This is a genomic window from Janthinobacterium sp. CG3 (assembly GCF_000344615.1).
GTDB lineage: Bacteria > Pseudomonadota > Gammaproteobacteria > Burkholderiales > Burkholderiaceae_D > Janthinobacterium.
The window spans coordinates 2,345,961-2,370,996 of record NZ_KB467824.1 but is presented as its reverse complement, the minus strand read 5'-3'; the positions used below and the strand labels follow the sequence as shown (position 1 = coordinate 2,370,996).

At 65.8% G+C, this 25,036-nt stretch carries 16 protein-coding genes and 1 pseudogene; 9 read left to right on the top strand and 8 right to left on the bottom strand.

Features of this window, described 5'->3' with window-relative positions; translation table 11 throughout:
* Positions 1-77: 77 nt before the first annotated feature.
* The gene (locus JANGC3_RS29000) at positions 78-6,686 is read left to right on the top strand and encodes an EAL domain-containing protein (protein WP_081611815.1); all 6,609 of its coding nucleotides are present in this window, start codon (positions 78-80) and stop codon (positions 6,684-6,686) included.
* Between the two features lie 44 nt (positions 6,687-6,730).
* On the opposite strand, the gene JANGC3_RS30760 is transcribed toward JANGC3_RS29000, so the two are convergent.
* The 8 genes and pseudogenes from JANGC3_RS30760 to JANGC3_RS0110175 form a co-directional block, all read right to left on the bottom strand.
* Entirely contained in the window at positions 6,731-7,984 is a 1,254-nt protein-coding gene (locus JANGC3_RS30760) for a type VI immunity family protein (protein WP_085945293.1), read from the bottom strand.
* A complete protein-coding gene (locus JANGC3_RS0110205; protein ID WP_017876394.1) occupies positions 7,981-8,865 on the bottom strand; it encodes a VRR-NUC domain-containing protein in 885 nt (294 codons plus the stop codon). Before JANGC3_RS0110205 ends, JANGC3_RS30760 begins: the two co-directional genes overlap by 4 nt.
* Positions 8,865-9,557, bottom strand: a complete 693-nt coding sequence (locus tag JANGC3_RS34225) for a DUF2345 domain-containing protein (RefSeq protein ID WP_332307814.1) — start codon at positions 9,555-9,557, stop codon at positions 8,865-8,867. Before JANGC3_RS34225 ends, JANGC3_RS0110205 begins: the two co-directional genes overlap by 1 nt.
* Complete coding sequence (locus JANGC3_RS28990) at positions 9,511-11,973, bottom strand: type VI secretion system Vgr family protein (RefSeq protein WP_332307813.1); 2,463 nt, start codon at positions 11,971-11,973, stop codon at positions 9,511-9,513. Before JANGC3_RS28990 ends, JANGC3_RS34225 begins: the two co-directional genes overlap by 47 nt.
* Positions 11,974-12,263: 290 nt before the next feature.
* A complete protein-coding gene (locus JANGC3_RS0110195; RefSeq protein WP_017876393.1) occupies positions 12,264-13,205 on the bottom strand; it encodes a choline ABC transporter substrate-binding protein in 942 nt (313 codons plus the stop codon).
* A gap of 224 nt (positions 13,206-13,429) precedes the next feature.
* Positions 13,430-14,458, bottom strand: a complete 1,029-nt coding sequence (locus JANGC3_RS28985) for a GlxA family transcriptional regulator (RefSeq protein WP_051068272.1) — start codon at positions 14,456-14,458, stop codon at positions 13,430-13,432.
* Between the two features lie 79 nt (positions 14,459-14,537).
* Positions 14,538-15,383, bottom strand: a pseudogene (locus JANGC3_RS28980) (ABC transporter permease); the annotation flags it as partial.
* Positions 15,376-16,545, bottom strand: coding sequence for a quaternary amine ABC transporter ATP-binding protein (locus JANGC3_RS0110175; RefSeq protein WP_026132809.1), 1,170 nt, complete (start codon positions 16,543-16,545; stop codon positions 15,376-15,378). The gene JANGC3_RS0110175 and the pseudogene JANGC3_RS28980, both read right to left, overlap by 8 nt.
* Positions 16,546-16,832: 287 nt before the next feature.
* Between JANGC3_RS0110175 and JANGC3_RS0110170 the strand changes: the two genes are divergently transcribed.
* From JANGC3_RS0110170 to JANGC3_RS0110135, 8 genes are all read left to right on the top strand, one after another.
* A complete protein-coding gene (locus JANGC3_RS0110170) occupies positions 16,833-17,348 on the top strand; it encodes a YybH family protein (protein ID WP_157406559.1) in 516 nt (171 codons plus the stop codon).
* A gap of 180 nt (positions 17,349-17,528) precedes the next feature.
* Positions 17,529-18,356 (top strand): TorF family putative porin, encoded by an 828-nt coding sequence (locus JANGC3_RS0110165; protein ID WP_017876387.1) that lies wholly within the window; start codon positions 17,529-17,531, stop codon positions 18,354-18,356.
* A 41-nt stretch (positions 18,357-18,397) separates the two neighbouring features.
* The gene (betB, locus tag JANGC3_RS0110160) at positions 18,398-19,861 is read left to right on the top strand and encodes a betaine-aldehyde dehydrogenase (RefSeq protein WP_017876386.1); all 1,464 of its coding nucleotides are present in this window, start codon (positions 18,398-18,400) and stop codon (positions 19,859-19,861) included.
* Between the two features lie 33 nt (positions 19,862-19,894).
* Complete coding sequence (gene betA, locus JANGC3_RS0110155; protein WP_017876385.1) at positions 19,895-21,550, top strand: choline dehydrogenase; 1,656 nt, start codon at positions 19,895-19,897, stop codon at positions 21,548-21,550.
* A 36-nt stretch (positions 21,551-21,586) separates the two neighbouring features.
* Positions 21,587-22,123 carry a prolyl-tRNA synthetase associated domain-containing protein gene (locus JANGC3_RS0110150; protein ID WP_017876384.1) on the top strand — a complete coding sequence of 179 codons (537 nt, stop codon included), beginning with the start codon at positions 21,587-21,589 and terminating at the stop codon, positions 22,121-22,123.
* A gap of 146 nt (positions 22,124-22,269) precedes the next feature.
* Positions 22,270-23,142 (top strand): formyltetrahydrofolate deformylase, encoded by an 873-nt coding sequence (gene purU / locus JANGC3_RS0110145; protein ID WP_017876383.1) that lies wholly within the window; start codon positions 22,270-22,272, stop codon positions 23,140-23,142.
* A 134-nt stretch (positions 23,143-23,276) separates the two neighbouring features.
* Positions 23,277-23,810: a sigma-70 family RNA polymerase sigma factor gene (locus JANGC3_RS0110140; protein WP_017876382.1), complete on the top strand. Its 534-nt coding sequence runs from the start codon at positions 23,277-23,279 to the stop codon at positions 23,808-23,810.
* The gene (locus JANGC3_RS0110135) at positions 23,807-24,799 is read left to right on the top strand and encodes a FecR family protein (protein ID WP_017876381.1); all 993 of its coding nucleotides are present in this window, start codon (positions 23,807-23,809) and stop codon (positions 24,797-24,799) included. The genes JANGC3_RS0110140 and JANGC3_RS0110135 overlap by 4 nt, the downstream gene beginning before the upstream one ends.
* Positions 24,800-25,036: the final 237 nt, after the last annotated feature.

Below are 25,036 nucleotides of genomic sequence, written 5' to 3'. Positions count from 1 at the left end.
CACTTGTCTTGCGGCGTAGCCGATTGTAGTCAGGCCGGCGCCACGCATCGGTTCGCTAGCGAACCCTGCGCGGTGCGATGCGCGGAACTCGCGCGCCGGCGCCGGGTCCAATTTTATTCCGATCAGCAGGCGCTGGAACTGGACGCACAATGACGAGCAATGGTGTTTTAGGGACCGCGACGGCGATTGACACGCAAGTCCACCCCGACGTGGTCAACTGCGGCAGCGGATGCGCTTACCGGATCCTCGGGTTAATTGCTCGCAGGAATGGTTCATCGCTGTATTTTGCCCGTTCCGCGCAACACGGCGGCGCCGCCATCGTGAAACTGCTGGCGCCGGGTGCGTCGCTGCCCGAGCAGCTTTCCAGTCTGCGCAGGGAATACGCGGCGCTGCGCTCGCTCGACGTGCACGGCATCGTCAAGGCGCTGGCGCTGTTCGACCAGGCGCGCCCGCCGCTGATGGTGCTCGACCATGCCGCCGGCGAGTCCTTCGAGGCCGCCTTGCAGTGCCAGTCCTTTGACGTGGCCACCTGTCTGCGCCTGGCGTGCCAACTGGCGCGCATCGTCGCCGGCCTGCATGCGGCACAGCTGATCCATCGCGACATCCGCCCGGCGAATTTTTTACTCGGTCCGCAGCGGCAGTTGCTGCTGGTCGACCTGAGCCTGGCGACCGGCGACGTGGCGCCGTCGGCGGCGGCCGGCGCCGCGCCGGTGGCGGACTGGGCCTATGTGTCGCCGGAGCAAACCGGGCGCATGAACCGCGGCGTCGATTACCGCAGCGATTTCTATTCGCTGGGCGTGACGCTGTACCGCATGTTGACGGGGCAATTGCCGTGCCGCGGCAACGACCCGATGGAATGGGCGCACTGCCACATCGCCCGCGTGCCGCGTCCGCCCGCCGAATTGGCGCCGGGTATTCCGGCGCCGTTGTCGGACATCGTCATGAAGCTGCTGGCGAAAATGCCGGAGGACCGCTACCAAAGCGCGCACGGCCTGTTGCACGACCTCGACACCTGCCTGGCGCAGTGGGAGGCGGGGGCGGCGATGCCGCCGTTTCCCCTGGGTGCGCACGACCGGCCGGAACGGATTCAGATTCCACAAAGACTGGTGGGCCGCGATAGCGAGCTGGCCCAAGTGGTAGGCAGCTTCGACGCCATGCTGGCCTCGGGAAGAGCGGCCCTGCTGCTCATTACTGGCTACGCCGGCATTGGCAAGTCGGCCCTGGCGGGGGAGCTGCGCCAGCCGGTGCTGGCGCGGCGCGGATTTTTCATTTCCGGCAAATTCGACCAGTACCAGCGCGAAATTCCCTACGCCACGGTGACGGACGCGCTGCGCGAACTGGTGCGGCAAATCCTTACCGAAAGCGAGGAGGGCGTCGCCGCCTGGCGCCGCAAGGTGCGGGCGGCGGTCGGCGCCAACGGTAAACTGATCGTCGACGTGCTGCCCCAGGCCGAACTGATCATCGGCGCGCAGGCGCCGGTGCCGGAGGTGCCGCCGGCGGAGGCGGAGAACCGGTTTTTGATGGTGTTCGAGCGCTTCATCCGCGCCTTCGCGCAGGCGGCCCACCCGCTGACCTTGTTTCTCGACGATTTGCAGTGGGCCGACGCCGCCAGCTTGCGGCTGGTGGCGCAATTGCTGAGTTCACCCTCGCCGTGCAGCCTGCTGGTGGCGGGCGCCTACCGGGACAACGAGGTCGGCCCGGGGCACCCGCTGTCGCGCATGCTCGTCGGCGCCGGCGCCGGCGCAGTGACGCGGGTGGTGCTGGCGCCCTTGGCCGAGGACGCGGTGCGCGCCCTGATTGACGAAACGCTGCGCTGCGGGCACGGCGAAGCGGCCCAGCTGGCGCAGCTGGTCTACGAGAAGACCCGCGGCAATCCGTTTTTCATGACCCAGTTTATTGGCGAACTGGAGGAAGAACGCATGCTCGCTTTCGACCCGCAGTCGCGGACCTGGCGCTGGGACCTCGGCAAGATCAGCGCCAAGGGCTACACCGACAACGTCGCGGTGCTGATGGTGGCGAAAATGGCGCGCTTGCCGGACCCGGCCAAGTCGGTGCTGCAACGGCTGGCCTGCCTCGGCTCGGGCGCCAGCACGGCGGCGCTGGCGAACGTGTGCGGCCGGGCGGAACCGGCCACGCAAGCGGCGCTGTCGGCGGCGCAGGCCGCCGGCCTCGTCACGCGCACGGACAACGCCGTGTATTTTCTCCACGACCGGGTGCAAGAGGCGGCCTATCTGTCGATTCCGCTTTCCGCGCGCGCGGCGCTGCATCTGCAGATCGGCCGTGCGCTGATCGGCGGTAAAACCCCCGCGCAGGTCGAGGAAGCGGTGTTTGCCATCGTCGACCAGTTCAACCGCGGCGGCGACGCCGTCGCCGACCCCGGCGACAAGGCCTTGCTGTGCCAGCTCAACTTGATGGCCGGGAAGAAGGCCCTGGCGAGCAGGGCCCATGCGTCGGCCTGCAACTTCCTCGACCGCGCCATGGCGCTGTTGCCGCCCACCGCGTGGCAAACGCAGTACCAGCAGGCCTACGCCATCGCGCTGGCCTTGTCCGAGTGCGAACATTTTGCCGGGAATTTCCAGCGGGCCGATCAACTGGCCAACCTGATCTTGACGAACGCCCGCTCGCCTGGCGACTGCGCGGACGTGTACTTGCTGCGCATTCAGCTCTACCAGACGGCCGGGCGCTACGACGACGCGCTGGGCGCCATGGTCGAGGGCGTCGGCCGCTTCGGCCTGCACTTTCCAACCGACATGGCGGCGATCGAAGCGGCCATCGCCGCCGAGGTGCGCGACATCGCCGCCTGCCTGCGCGACAAAAAAATGGCCGATGTCATCGATGCGCCCGAGTCGAGCGACAGCGGCATGGCCAGCGTCATAGCGCTGCTGGTGGAGGCGATCGCCCCGGCATATTCGTCGCGGCCGGAGTACTTCGCCCTGATCACCGCGTGGACGGTCAAGCTGTCGCTGCGGCACGGGCACACCGCCGGTTCTTGCTTTGCGTACAGCGTGTACGGCACCATCCTGCTGTCGCGCTTCGGCGACGTCGAGTCGGCCTTTGTCTTCTCCGAGCTGGCCTTGCAACTGAACAGCAGGCGCGCCGCGCCGCGCTTCAAGGGACGGGTGTTGTTTGTGCACGCCATCACGTTTATGCCGTGGAAGGAGGCCATCGCCGGCTCGGTGCCGATGCTCGAGCAAGCCTTCGGCGCCAGCCTGGAAGTGGGCGACCTGGTGTTTGCCAACTACATCGCCGTGTGCCATTTCTGGCCGATGCTGCAACAAGGCGCCGCCCTCGACGAGGTATTGGCGACGGCGCGCAGGAATGGCGAATTCGCCCGCGACAACCACAACGAAACGGTTTACGACGCCATCCGCTTCGAACAACAACTGGTGTTGAGCCTGAAGGGCCGGACGCGTGCGCCCGGTAGCCTGGACGGCGACGACTTCGACGAAGTGCCGTGCTTGGCCGCGCTGGAGAAGGCGAACTTCAGCGCCGGCCTGTATATTGCCTACATCGTTAAACAGATGTGCGCCTTCATGTACGGCGACTATGCCGGCGCCTTGGCGCACGCGCGGCAGGCCGCGCTGAACGTCAACCAGACCGGCACCATCATGGTGCTGGACGGCGCGCATCATTTCTATTTCGCGCTGGCCTTGGCCGCGCTGTGTCCGTCCGAACCCGGCGAGGAGCAAGCGCGCTTTGCCGGCTTGCTGGCAACGGAATTGGAGCGGCACGCGCTGTGGGCCGCGCATTGCCCGCAGAACTACCTGAGCAGCCATGCGCTGGTGGGGGCGGAAATCGCCCGCATCGAAGGGCGGGCCGGCGACGCCGAGCGGCTGTACCAGCAGGCCATCGGCGCCGCCCGCGACAACGGCTTGGTCCAGAACGAGGCCATCGCGTACGAGCTGGCGTCGAAGTTCTATCGCGGGCGCGGCTTCGAGTTGATCGCCGACACCTATCTGAGCGAGGCCTGCACGCACTACCGGCGCTGGGGCGCGCAAGGCAAGGCCGAGCAACTCCACACCAGTCGCCCGGCGCTGTCGGCGGGCGCGGTGGCGGTGCCGTTGGACGTCTTGTCGATCACCAAGGCGTCGCAGGCGATCTCCAGCCGGATCACGCTCAACGAACTGGCCGATACGCTGCTGCACATCGTGCTGGAAAACGCCGGCGCGCAAGCCGGTTCGTTGCTGCTGTCCAACAACGAAGGTCTGGAACTGGCCGCCGAGGCCAGCGTTGACCAGGACGCGGTGCAGGTGCGCATCCACGACAGGGTGGCGCCGGCCGAGGCGTCCCTGCCGGCGGCAATCCTCAACTACGTGCAGCACAGCCGCGAGGAGGTATTGTTGCCCGATGTGGCACAGCCCAACGTGTTTTCCAGCGACCCCTACTTTGCCCGGCACCAGCCGAAGTCGGTGTTGTGCCTGCCGATCCTGCGCCAGGGCGGCCTGGTCGGCCTGCTCTACCTCGAGAATAATCTGTTGACCCACGCCTTTTCCTCCGAACGGGTGGCGGCGCTCAAGTTGTTGACCTCGCAAGCCGCCATCTCCCTGGAAAACGCCCAACTGTATGCCGACCTGCGACAGGAAAACAGCCGGCGCAAACGCGCCGAACAGCAGGCAACGCAACTGGCCGCCATCGTCACCTCGTCGGACGACGCCATCATCGGCAAGACGCTCGACGGCACCATCGTCAGTTGGAACGCCGGCGCCGAGCGCATGTACGGCTACAGCGCCAACGAGGCGCTGGGGCGGCCGATTTCCATCCTGGCGCCGCCGGAGCTGCCCGATGAAACGCCCGGCATCCTGGCGCGGCTGCGCCGCCGCGAGCGGGTCTTGCACCACGAGACGGTGCGTATGCGCAAGGACGGCCGGCGCATCGACGTTTCGATCTCGTTCTCGCCCATTTGCGACGCCAGCGGCCGGCTCACCGGCGCCTCGCTGATCGCCCGCGAAATTGGCGAGCGCAAGCTTGCCGAGCAGGCGCTGCGCGAAAAAGACGCGCAAATCCGCCGCCTGGTGGAGTCGAACATGATCGGCGTGACGTTTTGGAACACCGCCGGCGACATCTCGTACGCCAACGACGCCTTCCTGGAACTGTCCGGCTACTCCAGGGAGGACCTGGCATCGGGGGAACTGCGCTGGTCGGACATGACCCCGCCGGAATACCACGCCCTCGACGTTCGGGCGATCGAAGAGGCGATGCGCACCGGCACCTGCGCGCCGTACGAGAAGGAATACATCCGCAAGGACGGCCAGCGCGTCCACGTGCTGATCGGCCGCGCCATGTTCGAAGGCTCCCGCGAGAGCGGCGTCAGCTTCGTGCTCGACCTCAGCGCGCGCAAGCAGGCGGAAGAGCAAATCCGCCACATGGCGGACCACGACGCCTTGACCGGGCTGCCCAACCGCGCGCTGTTGCAGGACCGCATGACGCAGGCTATTGCCCAGGCCCACCGCAACCAGGGCCGCGTGGCGATCCTGTTCATCGACCTCGATTATTTCAAGAACATCAACGACTCGCTTGGCCACCACATCGGCGACATCGTTTTGCAGATGACCTCCGTGCGCCTGCAAAAGTGCCTGCGCGAAGGCGACAGCGTGGCCCGGCTGGGCGGCGACGAATTCGTCCTCAGCCTGCCGATGGTCAACGACAGCGGCGACGCCGCGCAGGTGGCGCAAAAGGTACTCGATATCCTGCTCAAGCCTTTTATTGTAGAGGGGCATGAACTGCATGTCAGCGGCAGCGTCGGCATCAGCCTGTATCCGGACGACGGCACCGAGGTCGAAAGCCTGATGCGCGCGGCCGACACGGCCATGTACCACGCCAAGGAAACGGGGCGCGGCAATTTCCAGTTTTTCACCCCCGCGCTGAACCACGCGGCGCAGCAGCGCATGGTCGTCGGAAACCGCTTGCGCCAAGCCCTGGCGCGGCAGGAATTCGTCCTGCATTACCAGCCGCAGGTGGACATGCAAAGCGGCACGACCTTTTCAACCGAGGCGCTGCTGCGCTGGCAGCCGCCGGGCGGTGCGCCGATTTCCTGCGGCGCCTTCATCGCCAACGCCGAGGAGTCGGGGCTGATCGTGCCGCTTGGCGAGTGGGTCTTGCGCGAAGCCTGCAAGCAGCTGCGCGTCTGGCACGACGGCGGCCGCCCGGAGTTGAAAATAGCGGTCAACCTATCGCCCCGGCAACTGGAGCAAAGCGACTTTTGCGCCCTGGTCGCGCACATACTGGCCGAAACGGGGGTTCCGGCCAGCGCCCTCGAACTGGAAATCACCGAAAGCACGCTGATGCAGCGCAGCGATTTCAATCTTGCCGCGCTGACCCGGCTGAGCAAAATGGGCGTCAGACTGTCGATCGACGACTTCGGCACCGGCTATTCCAGCCTCGGCTATTTGCAGCGCTTTCCGGTGCATGCGTTGAAGATCGACCAATCGTTCGTGCGCGACATCGGCACCGATCCGAACGATACCGCGCTGGTGTCGGCCATTATTGCGATGGCCGCCAGCCTGCACCTGAACGTCATGGCCGAAGGCGTGGAAACGTCGCAACAGGCGGAGTTCCTGCTCGCCCACAATTGCCTTGCGGGGCAGGGCTTCTACTTCAGCAAAGCGGTGCCGGCGGAAATGCTGTCGGCATTATTCAAAGCCGATGCGAATCCGGTATTGCGCACGCATCCCGAACTGCGCTTGTAAGGCGGCGCCGTTCATCCGCGCCTCTGGCTCACGCCGCTGTGTGCTCATTCGTTCAAAAATCGCCACACGGTTAAACCATAAGCGGAGCGCAGGTCGCTCATCAACTCGCCGTGCGCGAATTTCCGGGTGAGTGGCGGAATATCCAAAGCTTGCCACTGGCCCGCTTCCGGACACGCCTCGCCTGCGTGCGCGCGCAATTCCCGTGCTTCGAGCTGCTGCGGAGCAACATCCGTGGCGCCGCCGTTGTGGGGCTGGCGCAGGTCTGCGCTTGGCCAGTCGCTGTCCGCGTCGAAACGCCGCATCCAGCGCAGCGAATCGGCGTCGTTGAAGCGTTCGTTGGGATCGCCGTCCCATTGGCCCCCGCTTAACAGGCCCATATGGTCATGGCGAATAGGTTTGAGTATTTTGTTCAACAACACGGGCAGCACGGGGACCCCTTCTTCGACAGGGAAAAGCGACGGCTCCTCGCCTAATTCGATCCATAATCCCACCTTGAGTTCTTCAATTCTGATGCTCGAATGATGGAGGCTAATTTTAACCTGATCGCGGCTGAGGTCGAGCTTCTCACGCCAGAAATCTGAAAGCAGGAAACCCCAAGTCGGCGGGCGAATACCTATAGCCAGTTCACCGTGCATTCCGAGGTAGTCATCGATATCAAGTCCGTAGAAATGAGGGGTCAACGCCCGCTCCCACACAGAAACCTCCGAACGAGAGCCATAAGCCAGCGGAGTGGCCATGGCGAAACCACTGTATACCTGCGCCGCGCGAAGCGTTTCAGCCGTTTGCAGAACAAATTCTCTCCAAGCGTCTTTATTTTTCCTCCACCATGACCATCGATAGTAAAATTGAATCGACGAATAGGTTCTGTTTGATGGATCCTCTCTGTCGTTCATATAGTCCCGAACTTTCCAAAAATATCCTGCTGTCGAGGGAGAGGAAATATGATTATTTTGATCGGTGAAATTAAAAACAAAATAGTCCCCTTTCTTCGTTTTCCGAGCAAACTCACGAAGATCGGGTAAGCGTTTTGAGCCGTAAGGATGGGGCTTTTCCGAGGCGGGATGTGTGCCGATACGATATGGATTCCCTGTTAATCGCTCAAATTTCTCATGAATGTCTATCATGATGAGCGATGTATCAAGATGATGCTTAGTATCGTAAAGGAAATAAAATGTCACAAAGGGACTTACGTTATGTGTAACGTCGTCATTTCCGTAAGATGAATTTGGCCATTCCTTTAGTTCTGCAACAAATCCACTAACATCATCGCTGCTAAGAAAGCTTTCTGTTGTACTCATAGTCTGTTAGCCCTATTTTTTTTTACTTTTTTCTCTTGTTTTTCGCCCGGCACGACATCCGTGCAGTCTTCCGGTACGCGTAACAGCGCGATCCGCGCTTTTCCTATTTTTCTGGCATCTAGCCCAAGCTTTGGTGTCATTAGCTCAACGTAATCTTCCATCTGCTTTGTCTGTACCCAGTCATTTGGAAACTTGATCTCCACTGCTGCAAACACGTTGTCGATCTCCCACGGCTTCTGTCGGTATTCCGGAATGACCAGATCGGGCGCCAAACTTCCACGCGGCCGGGGCCAGAATGGAAACACGCTGCTAATCCGGTGCGGGCGCGTCGGCGGGGTGCCGAGATACCCTTTTTGCGTTGCCCGATTGTAGTTCGGTTCGGCTTTTAACGGGCTCTTCCAATCGAGCATCAGGTCGATGGTTTCGAACATCAGCGACGCCGTGGTTTGTTTCAGTGTGACTTCAATCGTACCTTCGGGAATCTCGCCGCCTATTTTTTTGCGGATACGCCGGGGTACTTTGATCGGTGCCTCCAGCGCCAGCTTGCACACGATGCTGATCGCGGGACGGAAAGGGATCTTGCGCTCGATGTATTCCTTCCATTCGAAGTTTTCATTGCCCCGGCGCGAGACGGTGCTTTTTCCGCCGGGGTCGACCAGTGCGAAGGTCGAGCATTTCACCTCGATTTCCTGCGACATGCTCTCGATGACGCCGCGAATTTTGTGCTTGATCAGTTCCTTGCTCTGGGCGATCGACTTGGCCATTTCGACGGCTTCCAGCGCTGTCTGGGCCGTGTCATAGGCGCGATAGCCGCGCCAGGCCCACACGCCGGCTTGCAGTGCAATTTCTCCCAGCGCAATAATAATGAGTGGAACCGGCATTAGGCGTCCTCCCCATATTGGTCGAGATAATCGTCGGGCAGCGGCTCCGCGGCGCCGCCGGTGTTGGCGGGGTTGCCGTCGGCGGCGCGGTCCAGCGCCGCCGCCCATTGTTCGTCGATTTTTTGGTCGTCCCGCATGATGGTTTTGTAGATTTTCACTTGGCTGCGTTGCTCGGTGTCGATGAAGGCGGTGCGGCCGGCCTTGTCGGTTTTGCCTTCCGCCAGTAGCTGTTTGTTGGATTCGATCTTGTATCGATATCCTTGGAACGCGTTGTCGAGATTCTTGCTCAGGGTGTAGCGGCCGGTGTAGGAACCGGCGGCATTGACGGAGGCCATCGCGGAGAGGCTGGGAAGCGCCGCCAGTTGCGCGTCGCTGCTGGCCGGCCCCGCCAACTCCTTTAAGCTAGCCTTGAAATCCATCTTGCCCGGCCCGTGTACCATAATATTGCCGCCTTCGAGCTTCAAATAAGCGCCCTGCGCCGTCATCAGCACGTGCTGCTTCGCGGCGATGTTGACGCTCTGGGTAACGCTGGCCACGGTGACAGCCTTGTCGGCGGTGATGCTGGTCTTGTCCGACTGGCTCTGGCTGCTGACCTTGCCGGTCGCCGCGTGCAGTTTGATGCCGGTTTCCTGGTTCGGCTTGTCCTTATTGCCGGCCTTGCCGTAGGTGAACAGGCTGACGCCCGCCTTCACCAGGTAATAGCTGTTGCCCCTGCGCGGCGAAGTTGATGTCCTGCCCGGCGGTGACGCTGCCGGTGTTGCCGGCGGCGAGGATGGCGTTCGCCGGCGTGGTCGCGGCGATGCCGGCCGGGCTAGACAGTTGCAACTGCGCCTCCGTGTAGGCCGTCACCGGAGTCTGCCCGCCGCCGCCGTCCGTGCCCTTGAGCACCTCGACGCTGTTGGCCATCTGGGCGATCGCCGGCAATGTGTCCGGCGCCGGCTCGGCCTGGCCCTTGTCGTCCTTGATGCCGGCGTTGTGCTTTTGCGCGGTGCCGGCCATGCTCAGTTGCAGTTCGTGGCTGCGCTCGATCTGCGCCTGCGCCTCCTTCGAGTCGAGCTGGCTGCCGCTGGCGCCGTTGCGCGCGTCGCTCGACAGCAGCATCCCCTGGCCGGCGCGCAGCGCGGCGGCGTGCTCGGTTTTCAATTCGGCACCGAAGCCGGCCTTGGCCAGGCGCTGGTTGTCGCTCTGGTGGCGCAGGTGGCCCAGGTTCAGCTCGTCGTTGCCGCGGTGCGCCTTGGCGTGGCGCTGCAGCGACAGCCGTGGCTGGCCGGGGCTGTCGTCGAACACCAACTGGTTGTAGGCGCCGGCGCCGCTCTGGCTGCTGGCCATCGCCTGCGATTTCAAGCCCGACAGCACGGCCGGGTGGGCGTGGCCGCCGCCCTGGCCGGGGAACCAGGCCGGCGCGTTGCCGGTGGCCGCGCCGGCGCCCTTGAACGCCTGGTTGTGCTGCGCGTCGGGCTGGCCCTTGCCGTTGTAGACGGCGCCGATGACGACGGGACGGTCGATGTTACCTTCAAAGAAGTCCACCAGCACTTCCTGGCCGACGCGGGGTAGCGCGTTGGCGCCCCAGTTGGCGCCCGCCACCGGGGCGATCGGCGTGGCCACGCGCACCCAGGTGCCGGCGCGGTGGTCGGCCGGCGCGCCGCTGTGGCCGTCCGGCGCCGGGTGGTCGAGGCGGCTGTGGCTGCCGGCGCCGCGCTGCCAGTGCATCTGCACCAGGATGCGATGGTCGCGGTCGGTGTGGATAACGCTGCCGGGCGGGCCGACGACAATGGCCGTTTGCTGGCCGTGCACGGTCGGGCTCGGGTGCAGCAGGTGGCCGTGGCCGTCCACGCCGCTGCTGCGGTAGGGCGTGGCGCGGCCGATGGCGTCGAGGCGGCAGCGGTACAGCGGCCGTTCGCCGATGTGCCTGCCGCTGGCGTGCAGGCTGTGCGCTTGCTCCTTTTCGTTGGCGGCGGCCAGCGCGCCCTGGCCCAGTTCGCGCACGATGCCGGCGCGCATCTCGGCGCTCAGGTTGTTGTGCGCCAGGTGCACGGCGCGCACGATCAGGAAGCTGCGGCCGTCGTCGTTGCGGGCGCCGTCGAACCGGTGGTGGCCGCGCAGGGTGAAGGTGGTGCCGGGCGCGGCGGTGCGCACGGTGCCGGCGGCGGTGTGGATTTCCCTGCCCGCCTCGAACGCCTGCAGCTGGTTGTCGGCGATGCGCTGGCCCTGCGCGCGGCTCTGGTAGGCGTAGGCGCCGGGGGCGTCGCGGCTGAGCAGGCGCACGCCGTCGCCGATGTCGCCGTAGGCGCCGACCGGGTTGTCGCGGCAGGAGCGGTAGTCCCAGGAACTCAGTTCGATGGCGTTGGTCCGCTGCGTCAGCGTGGTGCGCCAGCGGTCCAGGCTNTCCGCCTTCATCACCGCGCCGGGCTGGGTGAANGCNATGTCGGCCTGGACGTTGGCTTGGAAGCTGCCGTTGTGGTCGGCCACGACCAGGGTATGCCCGCCCAGGCCGGGGCCGTCGCCGGCGCTGTGCTCGTAGTAGTAGAACAGGCCTTCCTCGCTCATCAGGCGCAGGANGAAGGCGAGGTCGCTTTCCTGGTATTGGGTGGTNAGGCTGCGGCGCGGGNAGATGTCGCGCTCGGCGATGTCGAAGCGCCACGCCGGCATCAGGCGGCCCTGGCCCAAGTAGGGGGCGAAGACGGNGTCGAGGATGTCGCACACCGTCATGTCCTGGAAGATGCGGCTGTCCTGGTTCAACGCCAGGAAGGCGGTCCATGGTTCGATGGTCAGCGCGTAGCGGGCGAAGCCGCCGTTCGCCTCGGTCATTTCCACCGCCGTGATGTGGCCGTGGAAGGGGCGTCGGGCGCCGGCGGCGCTGGTGAGCAGGTCGACGCGGGCGGGCTGGCCGATCAGCGACTTCAGGGGGATGCGGGCGTCACTGGACAGCGCCGCGATCTTGAGCGAGTAGCCCTGGCTCAGGCCTTCCTCGCCGCGCAGGCATTCGACCAGTAATTTGTCGGGGCCGAGCGGTGTCGTCAGTTGCAGTAGGCGGGTGCTTTGCGTGAAGCCGCCAAGCAAGGCTTGCAGGCTGGAGGACAGCGGCGTGGAATTGGACGATTGCGGCATCTGGCAATACTCCCGCGGTGCCGCAGGGCGTACACCTGAATGTAATTTGAATAATATTTATTGTCTAGCATTACATCTCAGAAAGGGAGCTTGCACAAGCGTGATTCGATTGAGACGGCAACTAGTTTGCTTATGGCTAATTAGTCCAGCGGGTCAAAACCAGCGGCGCAAGCCCGGGGGCGCACCGCGCGGGTCCGGCCCCGGCTCTTTGCCGTGGGCGCGGATGAATTTGGCGGCGCGCGCGCAGGCCAGGCGCAGCCAGCGCCGCCAGCGCGGTGTCGCCCGCTGCTTCAATGGCCGAGTGCTTTGCTGACGGCGGCCTGGCCGTCGGCGCCGTCGTAGGTGGTGACGCCGACCAGCCATTTTTGCAGTACCGCCGGGTTTTTCTTCAGCCATTCGCGCGCCGCCGCGACCGGGTTGGTCTTGTCGAGGATCGTCACCATCACCTGGTTTTCCATCTCGGTGTTGAATTCGAGGTTGCCGATCAGCTTGGCCGCGTTGGGGCAGCGCGCCTGGTAGTCGGTGGCGACGGCGGTGTAGACCTTGGCTTCGCCGAAGTTGGGGCCGAACACCGTGTCGCCGCCCTCCAGGTAGGCCATCTTGGTCTGCACGTTCATCGGATGCGGCTCCCAGCCGAGGAAGACGATCCATTTTTTCAGCCGCGCCGAGCGTTGCACCTCGGCCAGCATGCCGGCCTCGCTCGACTCGACCATTTTGAAGCCCTTCAGGCCGAACTCGTTCTTGTCGATCATGCGCTGGATCAGCGCGTTGCCGTCGTTGCCCGGTTCGATGCCGTAGATTTTGCCGTCGAGTTCCTTGTGGTATTTGGCGATGTCGGCGAAGGTCTTGATGCCGCCCTCGGAGGCCATGCTGTTCACGCCCAGCGTGTATTTGGCGCCGACCAGGTTGGGCCGCTCCAGCACCTTGATCTGGCCGGCCTTCAGGAACGGCGCGATGATCGGCGTCATCGACGGATTCCAGTAGCCGAGGAAGGCGTCGATCTGCTTGTTCTTGATGCCGGAGAAGGCGATCGGCACCGACGCCAGGGTCGTCGTCGGCCGGTAGCCGAGACCTTCCATGACCACGGTGGCGATGCCGGTGGTGGCGGCGATGTCGCTCCAGCCAACGTCGGCGAAACGCACGGTGCGGCAGCTGGCCGGCTCGGTCGCGGCGGCCGGCAGCGCGGTCAGGACGAGGGCGGCGGAACCCAGCGTGGCGAGTGATTTCGGCATTCTCATGAACTTCTCCAAATGATGGTGGCGGCTTCGGTGGCGCGCTGGGTGGCGCGCCGGTGACTCAGCTACAGGATGGGCCGCTTGACGATGTCGGACTTGCATTGCGGCGACGCGAAGTTGTGGTTTTTCGCCGCCGCGCAGGGCGGCGGATTTTGGGCCAACGTCGTCGGGTTGCCCACGCGTGTAACGGGGGGCGGGCTAACCCGACCCACGCAAGTATTTCAGGCGGCGCTACGCACGGCGGCGGGCGGCGGCGCCGGCGGCAGCGAGTGGTCCTGGTGGCGTTCGCGGCTGGGCGCGTAGCCGAACAGCGAGCGGTACGATTTGCAGAAGTGCGACGACGACTGGAAGCCGCAAGCCACCGTCACCTCCATCACCGACATGTTGGTCTGCAGCAGGAATTCGCGGCCGCGCCGCAGCCGCAGGTTCAGGTAGTGCTGCGCCGGCGTGATGTTCAGGTAGCGCTTGAACAGCCGTTCCAGCTGGCGCAGCGACAGGCCGACCTGTTCGGCCAGCACGTCGAGCGCGAACGGCTCCTCGATGTTCATTTCCATGAAGACGGCGGCGTCGAGCAGCGCCTCGTGGCCGAAGCCGACCCGCGACAGCAGCGGGATGTGCTGCTGGTCCTTCTGGTCGCGGATGCGCTCGACGCTGAATTGCTCGGAGACGTCGGAGGCCAGGCTTTTGCCGCCCTTCAGGCGAATCAGGTTGAGCATCAGGTCGAGCGGCGCGGTGCCGCCGGTACAGGTGAACATGCTGCGGTCGATGACGAACAGGTCCGAGGAGAACAGGATGGCCGGGAATTCCTCGCGGATCGAGGCCAGGTTCTCCCAGTGGATGGCGCAGCGGTAGCCGTTCAGCAGGCCGGCCTTGGCCAGCGCGAAGGTGCCGGTGCACAGGCCGCCGAGCGGGGTGCCGCGGCCGGCGTACAGGCGCAGCAGCTTGACGACGTCGTTGGTGACGGCTTCGCGCACATGGGTGCCGCCGCAGACGAACAGGATGTCGCAGGGCGGCGCCTCGTCGGCCCGGTACATCGGCGACAGCGACAGGCCGTTGCTGGCCGCGCCCGAGGCCGGGCCGGTCGAGTCGGCCGAGTCCGCATTGATGACAAACCAGCTGTACAGGTTTTTCCTGCTCAGGTAATTGGCCATGCGCAGCGGTTCCAGCGCGTTGGCAAAGGCGATCATCGAAAAATTGTTCAAAACCAGAAAACCGACGCGCGAGACCGCTGAAATTTCTTGGGGAGACATGGCAATTCCTGTAGTGATCGGGCCGCCCGCGCGGCCCGGGGGGCTGGCGTGGTCAGGTTTGTTGCGGCGCGTTGCCGCCGCCGAAGCTTTCGGTGATACGGTCCAAAATGATGGCCAGCAGCACCACGCTCAGGCCGCTCTCGAAACCGAGCCCGACGTCGAGGCGCTGGATGCTCGCCAGCACGTCGTTGCCGAGGCCGCCTGCACCGACCATCGAGGCGATGATCACCATCGACAGCGCCATCATGATGGTTTGGTTGACGCCCGTCATAATGGCCGGCAGGGCGATGGGCAATTGTACTTTAAACAGTAGTTGCCAGGCGTTGGAACCGAAGGCGCAGCCGGCCTCGACCTGCTCCTTGTTGACTTGCCGGATGCCCAGGCTGGTCAGGCGCACCGCCGGCGGCATCGCGAAGATCACGGTGGCCAGGATGCCCGGCACGCGGCCCAGGCCGAACAGCATCGCCGCCGGGATCAGGTAGACGAAGGCCGGCATGGTTTGCATGAAGTCGAGCACCGGCCGGGTCAGGGCGTTGACGCGGTTCGATTTGGCGCTCCAGATGCCCAGCGGCACCCCCAGCGCCAGGCTGATGACGGTGGCCGACAAGGTCAGCCCGAGGGTGACGACGGTTTGCGGCCAGAAGCCGATGCCGACGATCAGCAGCAGCGAGGCGGCGACGAACACGCCGAAGCGCCACGACAGGCGCCACATGCCGACGCCGACGAACAGCGCGATCATCAGCCAGGCCGGCAGCGCCTGCAGCCCCTGTTCGATCAGCTCGGCGAAGCGGTTGATGCCCTGGCCGATGGCGTCGAAGCCGCTGCTGTTGGTGTCGAGCAGGTGGTTGATGAACTGGTTGACCCATTTGCCGATGGGCAGGAAGTCGCGCGGGTGGTCGAGGAATCGTTGCAGGAAATCAGGCATGGTTGGCTCCCAGGGAGATTTTGCGCAGGGCGCTGGCGGCCGTGATGACGCCGAGGTAGGCGCCGCCGCTGTCGAGCACGGCCAGCGGGGCCGGGTGCTTCATCAGTTGCGGCAGGATGTCGCGCAGACAGGTGGTTTCCGAGACGGCCGCGTGTTCCGGCAGCACCGCCTGGTGCGGGTCGTTGCAGGCGGCCAGCACGTCGGCGTTGATCAGGCCTATCCATTTGCGGTCCTGGTTGACGAAGGCCAGCCACGGCTGCCACGCCACCTGCCCGCCGCGGGCCTGGCCCTTGGTCAGCACCGGGATGCCGGCGCTGTCCATCAAATCGGCCGCCACCAGGTAGCGCGAGGTGTCGACGCTCTTGAAGAAGGCGCGCACGTAGTCGTCGGCCGGGTTTTCGATGATTTCCTGCGGCGTGCCGACCTGCACCAGGCGGCCGCCCTCCATGATGGCGATGCGGTTGCCGATGCGCAGCGCCTCCTCCAGGTCGTGCGAGACGAAGATGATGGTGCGGCGCTGTTCGCTTTGCAGGTTCAGCAGCAGCCCCTGCATTTCCTTGCGCTTTAACGGGTCCAGCGCCGAGAAGGCCTCGTCCATCAGCATCAGCGAGGGGTTCACCGCCAGCGCCCGCGCCAGCCCGACGCGTTGCTGCATGCCGCCCGACAACTGGTGCGGGTATTTTTTCGCGTACGGCCCCAGTCCCACCTGTTCCAGCACCTTGCCGGCGCGCGCCTCGCGCTCGGCGCGCCGCACGCCGGCGATTTCCAGGCCGAAGGCGGTGTTGTCGAGCACGTTACGGTGGGGCATCAGCGCGAACGACTGGAACACCATGCTCATGTCGCTGCGGCGCAGTTGCAGCAACTGGCGCGACGTCAGCTTGGCGACGTCCTGGCCGTCGACGAAGATCTTGCCGTCGGACGGGTCGACCAGGCGGTTGATCAAGCGGATCAAGGTCGACTTGCCCGAACCCGACAAACCCATCAGGACGAAGATTTCGCCCTCCTTGACCGTGAACGAGACGTCGTTGACGCCGACCACCTTGCCGGTCTGCGCAAAAACCGTTTCTTTTTTGACGCCCTGTTTCAGCAGCGCCAGGGCGTCGCCCGGACGGGGATCAAAAATCTTGTACAAGTTTTCTATTACAACCTTGCCGCTTGGCATATTGCTGCCCTCCTCAGGGTGATCCATATCTTGGCGAATAGCTTCTCGATAGCTAACTAATATAAATGTTTAGTAACAAAACCGTAATGGAAGGGCGACATAAATCATCCTGAAAGCGACATGTGGTCAAAACGCGACATCTACCGCCCGTGTGCGGCGCCGGCGCATGTCGTTTGCAGAGCGCTTTCGGTCGCAATTGAGCGGCAGCGAAGCGCGCCGCTGGACGCAGAATTGGTGGCTGGTAAACAAATACCGTTTCCGCCCGCACCCACCCAGGAGGATATCCAATGAAGAAGAACAGAGCCGGCATGTTCGGCACGGCGCTGCTGCTGACGGGCCTGATGGCCGGCGGCGGCGCCGCCGCCGCGCCGACGGCGGCGCCCGAGGCCGTCAACGAGAGCCCGCTGTCGACCAGCGACACTTACCAGTTGCGGGCGGCGATTGACCAGTGGATGGCGGCGTTGTCGGCGCGCCAGCCGAACGCCATCAGCGGCTACGTGATGAGCGACCTGCAGGGCGCGTTCCAGGGCGCGCCGGCCGACTACGACGCCGACGCCTTCGAGCGCAGCGTCAAGTTGAGCTTTGCCGGCGCCGCCGGGGCCGACACGGTCGACGTCTGGAGCAACGATATCGAGGAACTGGTCGGCTCGGGCGACATGGCGATGGTGCGCTCGACCCGCAGCTATACCCGCACGGCGGCCGGCGGGCGCGCCACCAGCGTCAAGATGCGCCTGCTCGAAGTCTACCGGCGCCACGACGACGGCAGCTGGCGCATGGCGCGCTTCTTCGGCTTCCCGGGATAAGAACAGGTTTTGCAGGTCGGGTTAGCCCAAGGGGCGTCACCCGACAACGTCGGCCAGGAGCGGCGCGTCTCGCTTCGGCCAACATTGTCGGATGACGCTACGCTAATCCGACCTACGACACCGCCCTGCGTAGCGGCGTGCGAACAGAGAACCCACCACACCTCAGAGGATCAGAATACTATGAAACACCCAGCCATCCAACTCGCCTCGGCCCTGTGCCTGGCCGCCTGCGCGCTGAGCGCGCAGGCCGATTCCGCCGACGCCGCCGCGCCCGACGCCGGCGCCTTAGCCTTTCCGCCGCCGGCGTCGTCGGCCTGGCCGGTCAGCGCCAACGTCACGCTGGCCAACCAGTACATCTCGCGCGGCTTCCGCCAGACCTGGGGCAAACCGGCGCTGCAGGGCGGCTTCGACTACGTCCACGCCAGCGGCTTCTCGGCCGGCACCTGGCTCTCCAACGTCAGCAACCGCTATATCGAAAACGGCACGCTCGAATGGGACCTGTACGGCGCCTATGCCGGCAGCGCCGGCGACCTCGGCTACAGCGCCACCGTGTTCTACTACCTGTATCCGGGCGCCGAATACAAGGCCAGCAGCACCAAGTACGATTACGGCGAACTGTCGCTCGGCCTGACCTGGAAGTTCCTGTACGCCAAATACAACTACACCTACACCAAAGACTTCTTCGGCATCACCAACGCGCGCGGCACCGGCTACCTCGACGTCGGCGCCAACTACGACCTGGGCGGCGGCTTCACGCTGAACCTGCACGTCGGCGACGGCCGCGTCGCCGGCGCCGGCAACAACATCTGGAACTGGCGCGATTACAAGGCCGGCGTCAGCAAAAGCTTCGCCGGCGGCTGGACCGGCGCGGTCTTCTACACCAAGGCCAAGGGAGCGACCAATGTGTATGATGCCTTCGGCACCGGTGTGGCCAATTCCGCCGGCGTGGTCGAGACCTCCAACCCGGCCGCCGGCAGCCTGGTCGTCTCGCTGAACAAGGCGTTTTAAGCGGCGCCGCCGCCGCATCCATCCCGTTGAAAGGACTACCCGTGACGCAATCCGTTTTAGCCAGCTACATCAACGGCGCCTACCGTCCCGGCGCCGGCGCCGCGCGCTTCGCCAACCTCAATCCCGCCACCGGCGCGCTGCTGTGCGAAGTCGAGGTGGCGCTGGAACCCGAAGTGGCGCTAGCCATCGAGAGCGCCCAGGCCGGCCTGTTGGTGTGGTCGGCGATGAGCGGCGCCGAGCGCGGCCGCATTCTGCTGCGCGCCGCGCAGATCCTGCGCTCGCGCAACCGCGAGCTGGCCGAACTGGAGGTGCGCGACAACGGCAAGCCCATCCAGGAGGCCGAAGTGGTCGACGTCGCCAGCGGCGCCGACTGCATTGAATACTTCGCCGGCCTGGCCGCCAGCGTCCACGGCCACCACTACGGCCTGAAAAACGCCTTCGCCTACACCGTGCGCGAACCGCTCGGCATCTGCGTCGGCATCGGCGCCTGGAACTACCCGCTGCAAATCGCCTGCTGGAAGTCGGCCCCGGCCCTGGCCTGCGGCAACGCGATGATCTTCAAACCGTCCGAACTAAGTCCGCTGACGGCGGCCAAGCTGGCCGAAATCTACACCGAGGCCGGGGTGCCGGACGGCGTCTTCAACGTGCTGCAGGGCGACGCCCGCACCGGCCGGCTGCTGGTGGCGCATCCCGACGTGGCGAAGGTTTCGCTGACCGGCGCGGTCGACACCGGCAAGGCCATCATGGCCGCGGCCGCCGGCACGCTCAAGCGCGTGACGATGGAATTGGGCGGCAAGTCGGCCATGCTGGTGTTTGCCGACGCCGACCTGGAGCAGGCCGTCTCGGCGGCGATGCTCGGCAATTTCTACACCCAGGGCGAAATTTGCACCAACTGCACCCGCGTCTTCGTCCACGGCGATATTTACGACGCCTTCCTGGCGCGGCTGGTCGAGCGCACCGCCAAGCTGCGCGTGGGCGACCCGATGCGGCCGGACACGCAGGTCGGCGCGCTGATCTCGGCCGGCCACACGGAGCGCGTGTTGGGTTACATCGCCAGCGGCGTTGAGCAGGGCGCGCGCCTGCTGATCGGCGGCAAACGCGCCGCCGGGGAGGGCACCGGCGGCGGCAATTTCGTCGAACCGACCATCTTCGCCGACTGCGGCGACGACATGACCATCGTGCGCGAGGAGATTTTCGGGCCGGTGATGTCGGTGCTGCGCTTCGAGGGCGAGGACGAGGCGGTGCAACGCGCCAACGGCACCCGCTTCGGCCTGGCCGCCGGCGTCTTCACGCGCGACCTGGCGCGCGGCCACCGCGTCGCCGGACGCCTGAAGGCGGGCGTCTGCTGGATCAACAACTACAACATCACGCCGGTCGAAATGCCCTTCGGCGGCATCCGCGAGTCCGGCATCGGCCACGAAAACAGCCTGGTGACGATCGACCACTACACCCAGCTCAGAAGCGTCTACGTGGAGCTGGGCGAGGTCGCCTGTCCGTACGAGTAATCAAACCAAAGACTATCGAGCCAAGAGAACAGTATGCGCGAAGAATACGATTACATCATTGTCGGCGCCGGATCGGCCGGCTGCGTGCTGGCCAACCGCCTCACCGAGGACGCCGACGTGCGCGTGCTGGTGCTGGAGGCTGGGCCGGCCGACCGCAGCATTTTCATCCACATGCCGTCGGCGTTCGCCTATCCGCTGGCGAACGACAAGTTCAACTGGTTCTACGACACCGAGGCCGAGCCCTTCATGAACCGGCGCAAGATGCACTGCCCGCGCGGGCGCGTGCTGGGCGGTTCCTCGTCGATCAACGGCATGGTCTACATCCGCGGCCACGCCTACGACTACGACGCCTGGGGCGCGCTGCCGGGGCTGGAGCACTGGTCCTACTTCGACTGCTTGCCGTACTTCCGCAAGGCCGAAACGCGCCTGAAGGGCGGCGACGACTACCGCGGCGGCGACGGCCCGCTGAAGGTGTCGACCGGCGCCTGCAAGAACCCTTTGTACCGCGCCTTCATCGAGGCCGGGCAGCAGGCCGGCTATCCGTACACCGCCGACATGAACGGCTACCAGCAGGAGGGCCTGGGGCCGATGGACATGACGGTCTACAAGGGGCGGCGCTGGAGTACGGCGATGGCCTACCTGCGCCCGGCCGCGAAGCGCGCCAACCTGGCGGTGGAAACGCGGGCGCTGGTGACGCGCGTGCTGTTCGACGGCGAACGGGCGATCGGCGTCGAGTACACCCAGGGCGGCCGCTTGCGGCGCGCCCACGCCGCCCGCGAGGTCATCTTGTCCGGCGGCGCGATCAATTCGCCGCAGGTGCTGATGCTCTCCGGAATAGGCCCGGCCGCCGAACTGGCCGCGCTGGGCATCCCGGCGCGGGTCGACCTGCCCGGCGTCGGCAAGAACCTGCAAGACCATATCGAAGCCTACATCCAGTACCGCAGCAAGCAGCCGATCACCCTGTACAGCGCGCAAAACCCGCTGGCCAAGCTGCGCATCGGCACGCAGTGGCTGCTGACGCAAACCGGGCTGGGGGCGACCAACCATTTCGAGGCCGGCGGCTTCATCCGCAGCGCGCCCGGGGTGCGCCACCCCGACCTGCAATACCATTTCCTGCCGATGGCGGTCAGCTACGACGGCGCCTCGCCGGCCTCCGAACACGGCTTCCAGGCCCACGTCGGGCCGATGCGCCCGACCAGCCGCGGCGCCATCACGCTGCGCTCGGCCGACCCGAAGGCGGCGCCGCGCATCCTGTTCAACTACATGCAGACCGAGCAGGACCGCAAGGAAATGCGCGCCGGCGTGCGCCTGACCCGCGAGATCTTCGCGCAGGCGGCGTTCGAACCGTTCCGCAACGGCGAACTGGCGCCCGGCGTGGCGGCCCAGAGCGACGCCGAGATCGACGCCTTCATCCGCGCCAACGCCGAAAGCGCGCTGCACCCGTCGTGCAGCTGCCGCATGGGCAGCGACCCGATGGCGGTGGTGGACGGCGCCGGCCTGGTCCACGGCGTGCGCGGCCTGCGCGTGGTCGACGCCTCGATCATGCCTAACGTCGTCAGCGGCAACCTGAACGCGCCGACCATCATGATGGCCGAGAAAATCGCCGATTTGATACGCGGCAGGGCGCCGCTGCCCAGCGCACGCGTGCCGGTCTACGAGGCGCCCGACTACCCGGCGCGGCAGCGCTGAGCGCCGCGCCCGACCGACCCATCACCGAGGAATAGCATGCAACAAGAAGCAATCGACGATAGCGAGATCGAAAGCGCCGCCGCGGTGGCGTCGGCGGCGCTGCTGGCGCTGCTGGACCGGCTGGGCCTGGAGCACCACGTGGTCGAACACGCGCCGGTCTACACCATCGCCGAGGCGCTCGCGCTGGGGCCGGTGCTGGACGGCGCGATGAGCAAGAACGTCTTCCTGCGCGACGGCAAGGGCCTGCGCCACTTCCTGCTGGTGCTGCCGCACGAGCGCCGCGTCGACCTGGCGGCGCTGGCGCAGGCGCTGTCGGTGTCGAAACTGAGCATGGGTTCGCCCGAACGCCTGCTGCGCCACCTGGGCATCACGCCGGGCGCGGTCAGCGTGTTCGCCGTCGTCAACGACCCGCGCCAGACGGTGCAACTGATCATCGACGACAGCATCTGGCGGGCCGCGCGCATCCAGGCCCACCCGCTGCGCAACACCGCCACGGTATCGCTGTCGCACGCCGCGCTGGAAGGCTTCCTGGCGCACCTCGGGCGCACGGCGCAAGTGATGCGCATCCCTTAACCGCAGGCCCAGTTGGCCGATTTCGTAGCTCGGCTTAGCGCGCACCGCGCGCGTAAGCCGACAATGTTGGCGATGACGGCACCCAAGTGCATGCAAACCCAGGGCAGGCATCGCCCAGCCCCACCATTTCACCAGGAGCACCCACGATGGACGCCATCTTCACCGCACCAAAATACATCCTGACGCTGTCCTGCGCCAGCGCCCCCGGCCAAGTGGCGGCGGTGGCCGGCTTCCTTGAGGCGCGCGGCTGCTACATCGACGAGATCGCGGTCTTCGACGACAAACTGAACCAGCGCTTTTTCGCCCGCTGCGTATTCCACGCGGCGGCCGGCAGCACACCGCCGCTGGCGCTGATGCGCAGCGACTTCAGCGCCATCAGCGAGCGCTTCGGCATGGCCTGGGACATGCGCGACGCCGCCGCCAAGCCGCGCGTGCTGATCATGGTGTCGCGCCTGGACCACTGCCTCAACGACCTGGTCTACCGCTGGCGCATCGGCGAGCTGAAAATGGACATCGCCGCCATCGTCTCGAACCACGCCGACCTGGCGCCGCTGGCGGCGGCGCACGGCTTGCCCTTCCACCACCTGCCGATGACGCCGCAAACCAAGCCGGCGCAGGAGGCGCGCCTGCTGGACATCATCGCCCACAGCGAGGCCGAGCTGGTGGTGCTGGCGCGCTACATGCAGATCCTGTCGACCGAACTGGCCGCCAGCCTGAGCGGACGGGCGATCAACATCCACCACTCCTTTCTGCCGGGCTTCAAGGGCGCCAAGCCCTACCACCAGGCCTACGAGCGCGGCGTCAAGCTGATCGGCGCGACCGCCCACTACGTGACGACCGACCTGGACGAAGGCCCGATCATCGAACAGGTGGTCGAGCGGGTCGACCACAGCTGCGAGCCGGACCAGTTGCTGGCGACCGGGCGCGACATGGAATGCCTGGCGCTGTCGCGCGCGCTGAAGCTGCAGATCGAGCGGCGCGTCTTCCTGAACGGCAACCGCACCGTGGTGCTGCACTGATCGTTCCGGGTCCGCTGTTTATTGTCGTAGACAACATTGCCGGCTTCTTGCGTAAGCGTCAACATCGCTGTAGAATGCGAATCATTCTTATTTGCATATTCACAGGCGCCCGGCGCCCGGCGGGGAAAACGGTCATGTCCATCGCGGTCGCGCAGTGCGCGCTTCAACAGGAGCTGCAACAGTTGTATAGCAGCCACCACGGCTGGTTGTACGGCTGGCTGCGCAAGAAGCTCGGCTGCCCGCACCACGCCGCCGATCTGGCGCAGGACACCTTTGTGCGCATTGTCGCCTCGCGCGACGCGCTGCTGGGCGTACGCGCGCCGCGCGCCTTCCTCACCACCACCGCCAAGCGCTTGATGCTCGACCGCGCCAGGCGCCAGTTGATCGAACAAGCCTACCTGGCCGAACTGGCCGCCACCGCCGACGCCAACGCCGGTTTTCCGTCGCCCGAGGAGATCCTCATCGCCTTGCAGGCGCTTGAGCAGATCGGCGCGGCGCTGCGGGGCGTGTCGGCCAAGGCGCGCCAGGCCTTCATGCTGCATTACCTGGACGGGCAAACCCATGCCGCCGTCGCCGTCCAGCTCGGCGTGTCGACCAAGATGGTGCAAAAGTACCTGGTGCAGGCGCTGCTGCGTTGCCACCAGGCGCTCGCCGGGGAGGGCGCGTGAGCGGCGCCCGGCCGGCCGACGGCGTCGCCGAACAGGCCGCCGAGTGGATCGTGCGGCTAACGGCTGACGACCCGGCCGAGCGCGCCGCCGCCGCCGCCGGCTTCGCCGCGTGGAAGCGGGCCGACGCGCGCCACGCCACGGCGGCCGCACGCCTGGAGGGGTTGCTGGGCCAGATGCGCGGGCCGGGCGGCGCCGGTCACGACAGCCGGCCGGCGCGCGCCGCGCTGAACGCGCAGTTCGGCGCGCGCGCCAACGTCGGCCGCGGCAAGCGCCTGGGCGCCGCGCTGGCGCTGGCGCTGTTGCTGGCCGGGCCGGCCTGGCTGATCATGCACAGCTACCCGCCGGCCTATCTGGCGGCCGACCTGCGCAGCGCCACCGGCGAGTGGCGCAGCCACCAGTTGGCCGACGGCAGCCGCATTACCCTCAACAGCGCCAGCGCCGTCAACCTGCGCTTCGACCGGCGCCGCCGCGCGCTCGAACTGGTGCGCGGCGAGGTGCTGGTCGAGGTGGCGCGCGAGGCCGGCCGGCCGTTCGTCGTCGAGACGGCGCACGGCAGCATCCGCGCGCTGGGCACGCGCTTCGTGGTGCGGCGCGACGGCGCCGCCACCGAGCTGACGATGCTGGAGTCGCGCACCTCGGTGCAGGCGGCCCGGCGTCCCGGCGACGGCGTCGTCGTCAGCGCCGGCGAGGCGGTGCGCATCAGCGCCGACGGCGTCGGGCCGCTGGCGCGGATCGACGCCGGCAGCGTCGCCGAGGCGTGGCGCCAGCACCAGTTGGTGGTGCAGGAGCGGCCGCTGACGCAGGTGCTCGACGAGCTGGCCCGGCACCGCCCGGGCCGCATCCAGTACGACCGCCAGCGCCTGGCCGGCATGACGGTGACGGCGGTGCTGCCGCTGGACGACACCGACCGCGCGCTGCAACTGCTGCTGCACAGTTTCCCGACGCTGCGCGTGCGCACCATAAGCAAGTATCTGGTGCTGGTCGACTAGCGCCGGCCGGCGACGCAAAAAAGAGCAAAGGCAAAGAGCCGAGGTCACACCCTAATACCGCTAAGTGAAGGATTTCGAAGGTCGGGTTAGCCGGCACGGCGTAACCCGACTGGCGTCGGCAGCGGCTCGGCGTCGGATTACGCTGTCGCTAATCCGACCTACGGAATATCAACTTAGCGGCATTCGCGTCCGACCCCGGGCTTACGCCCTTGGTTTTGACGCATTCAACGCCGAAGC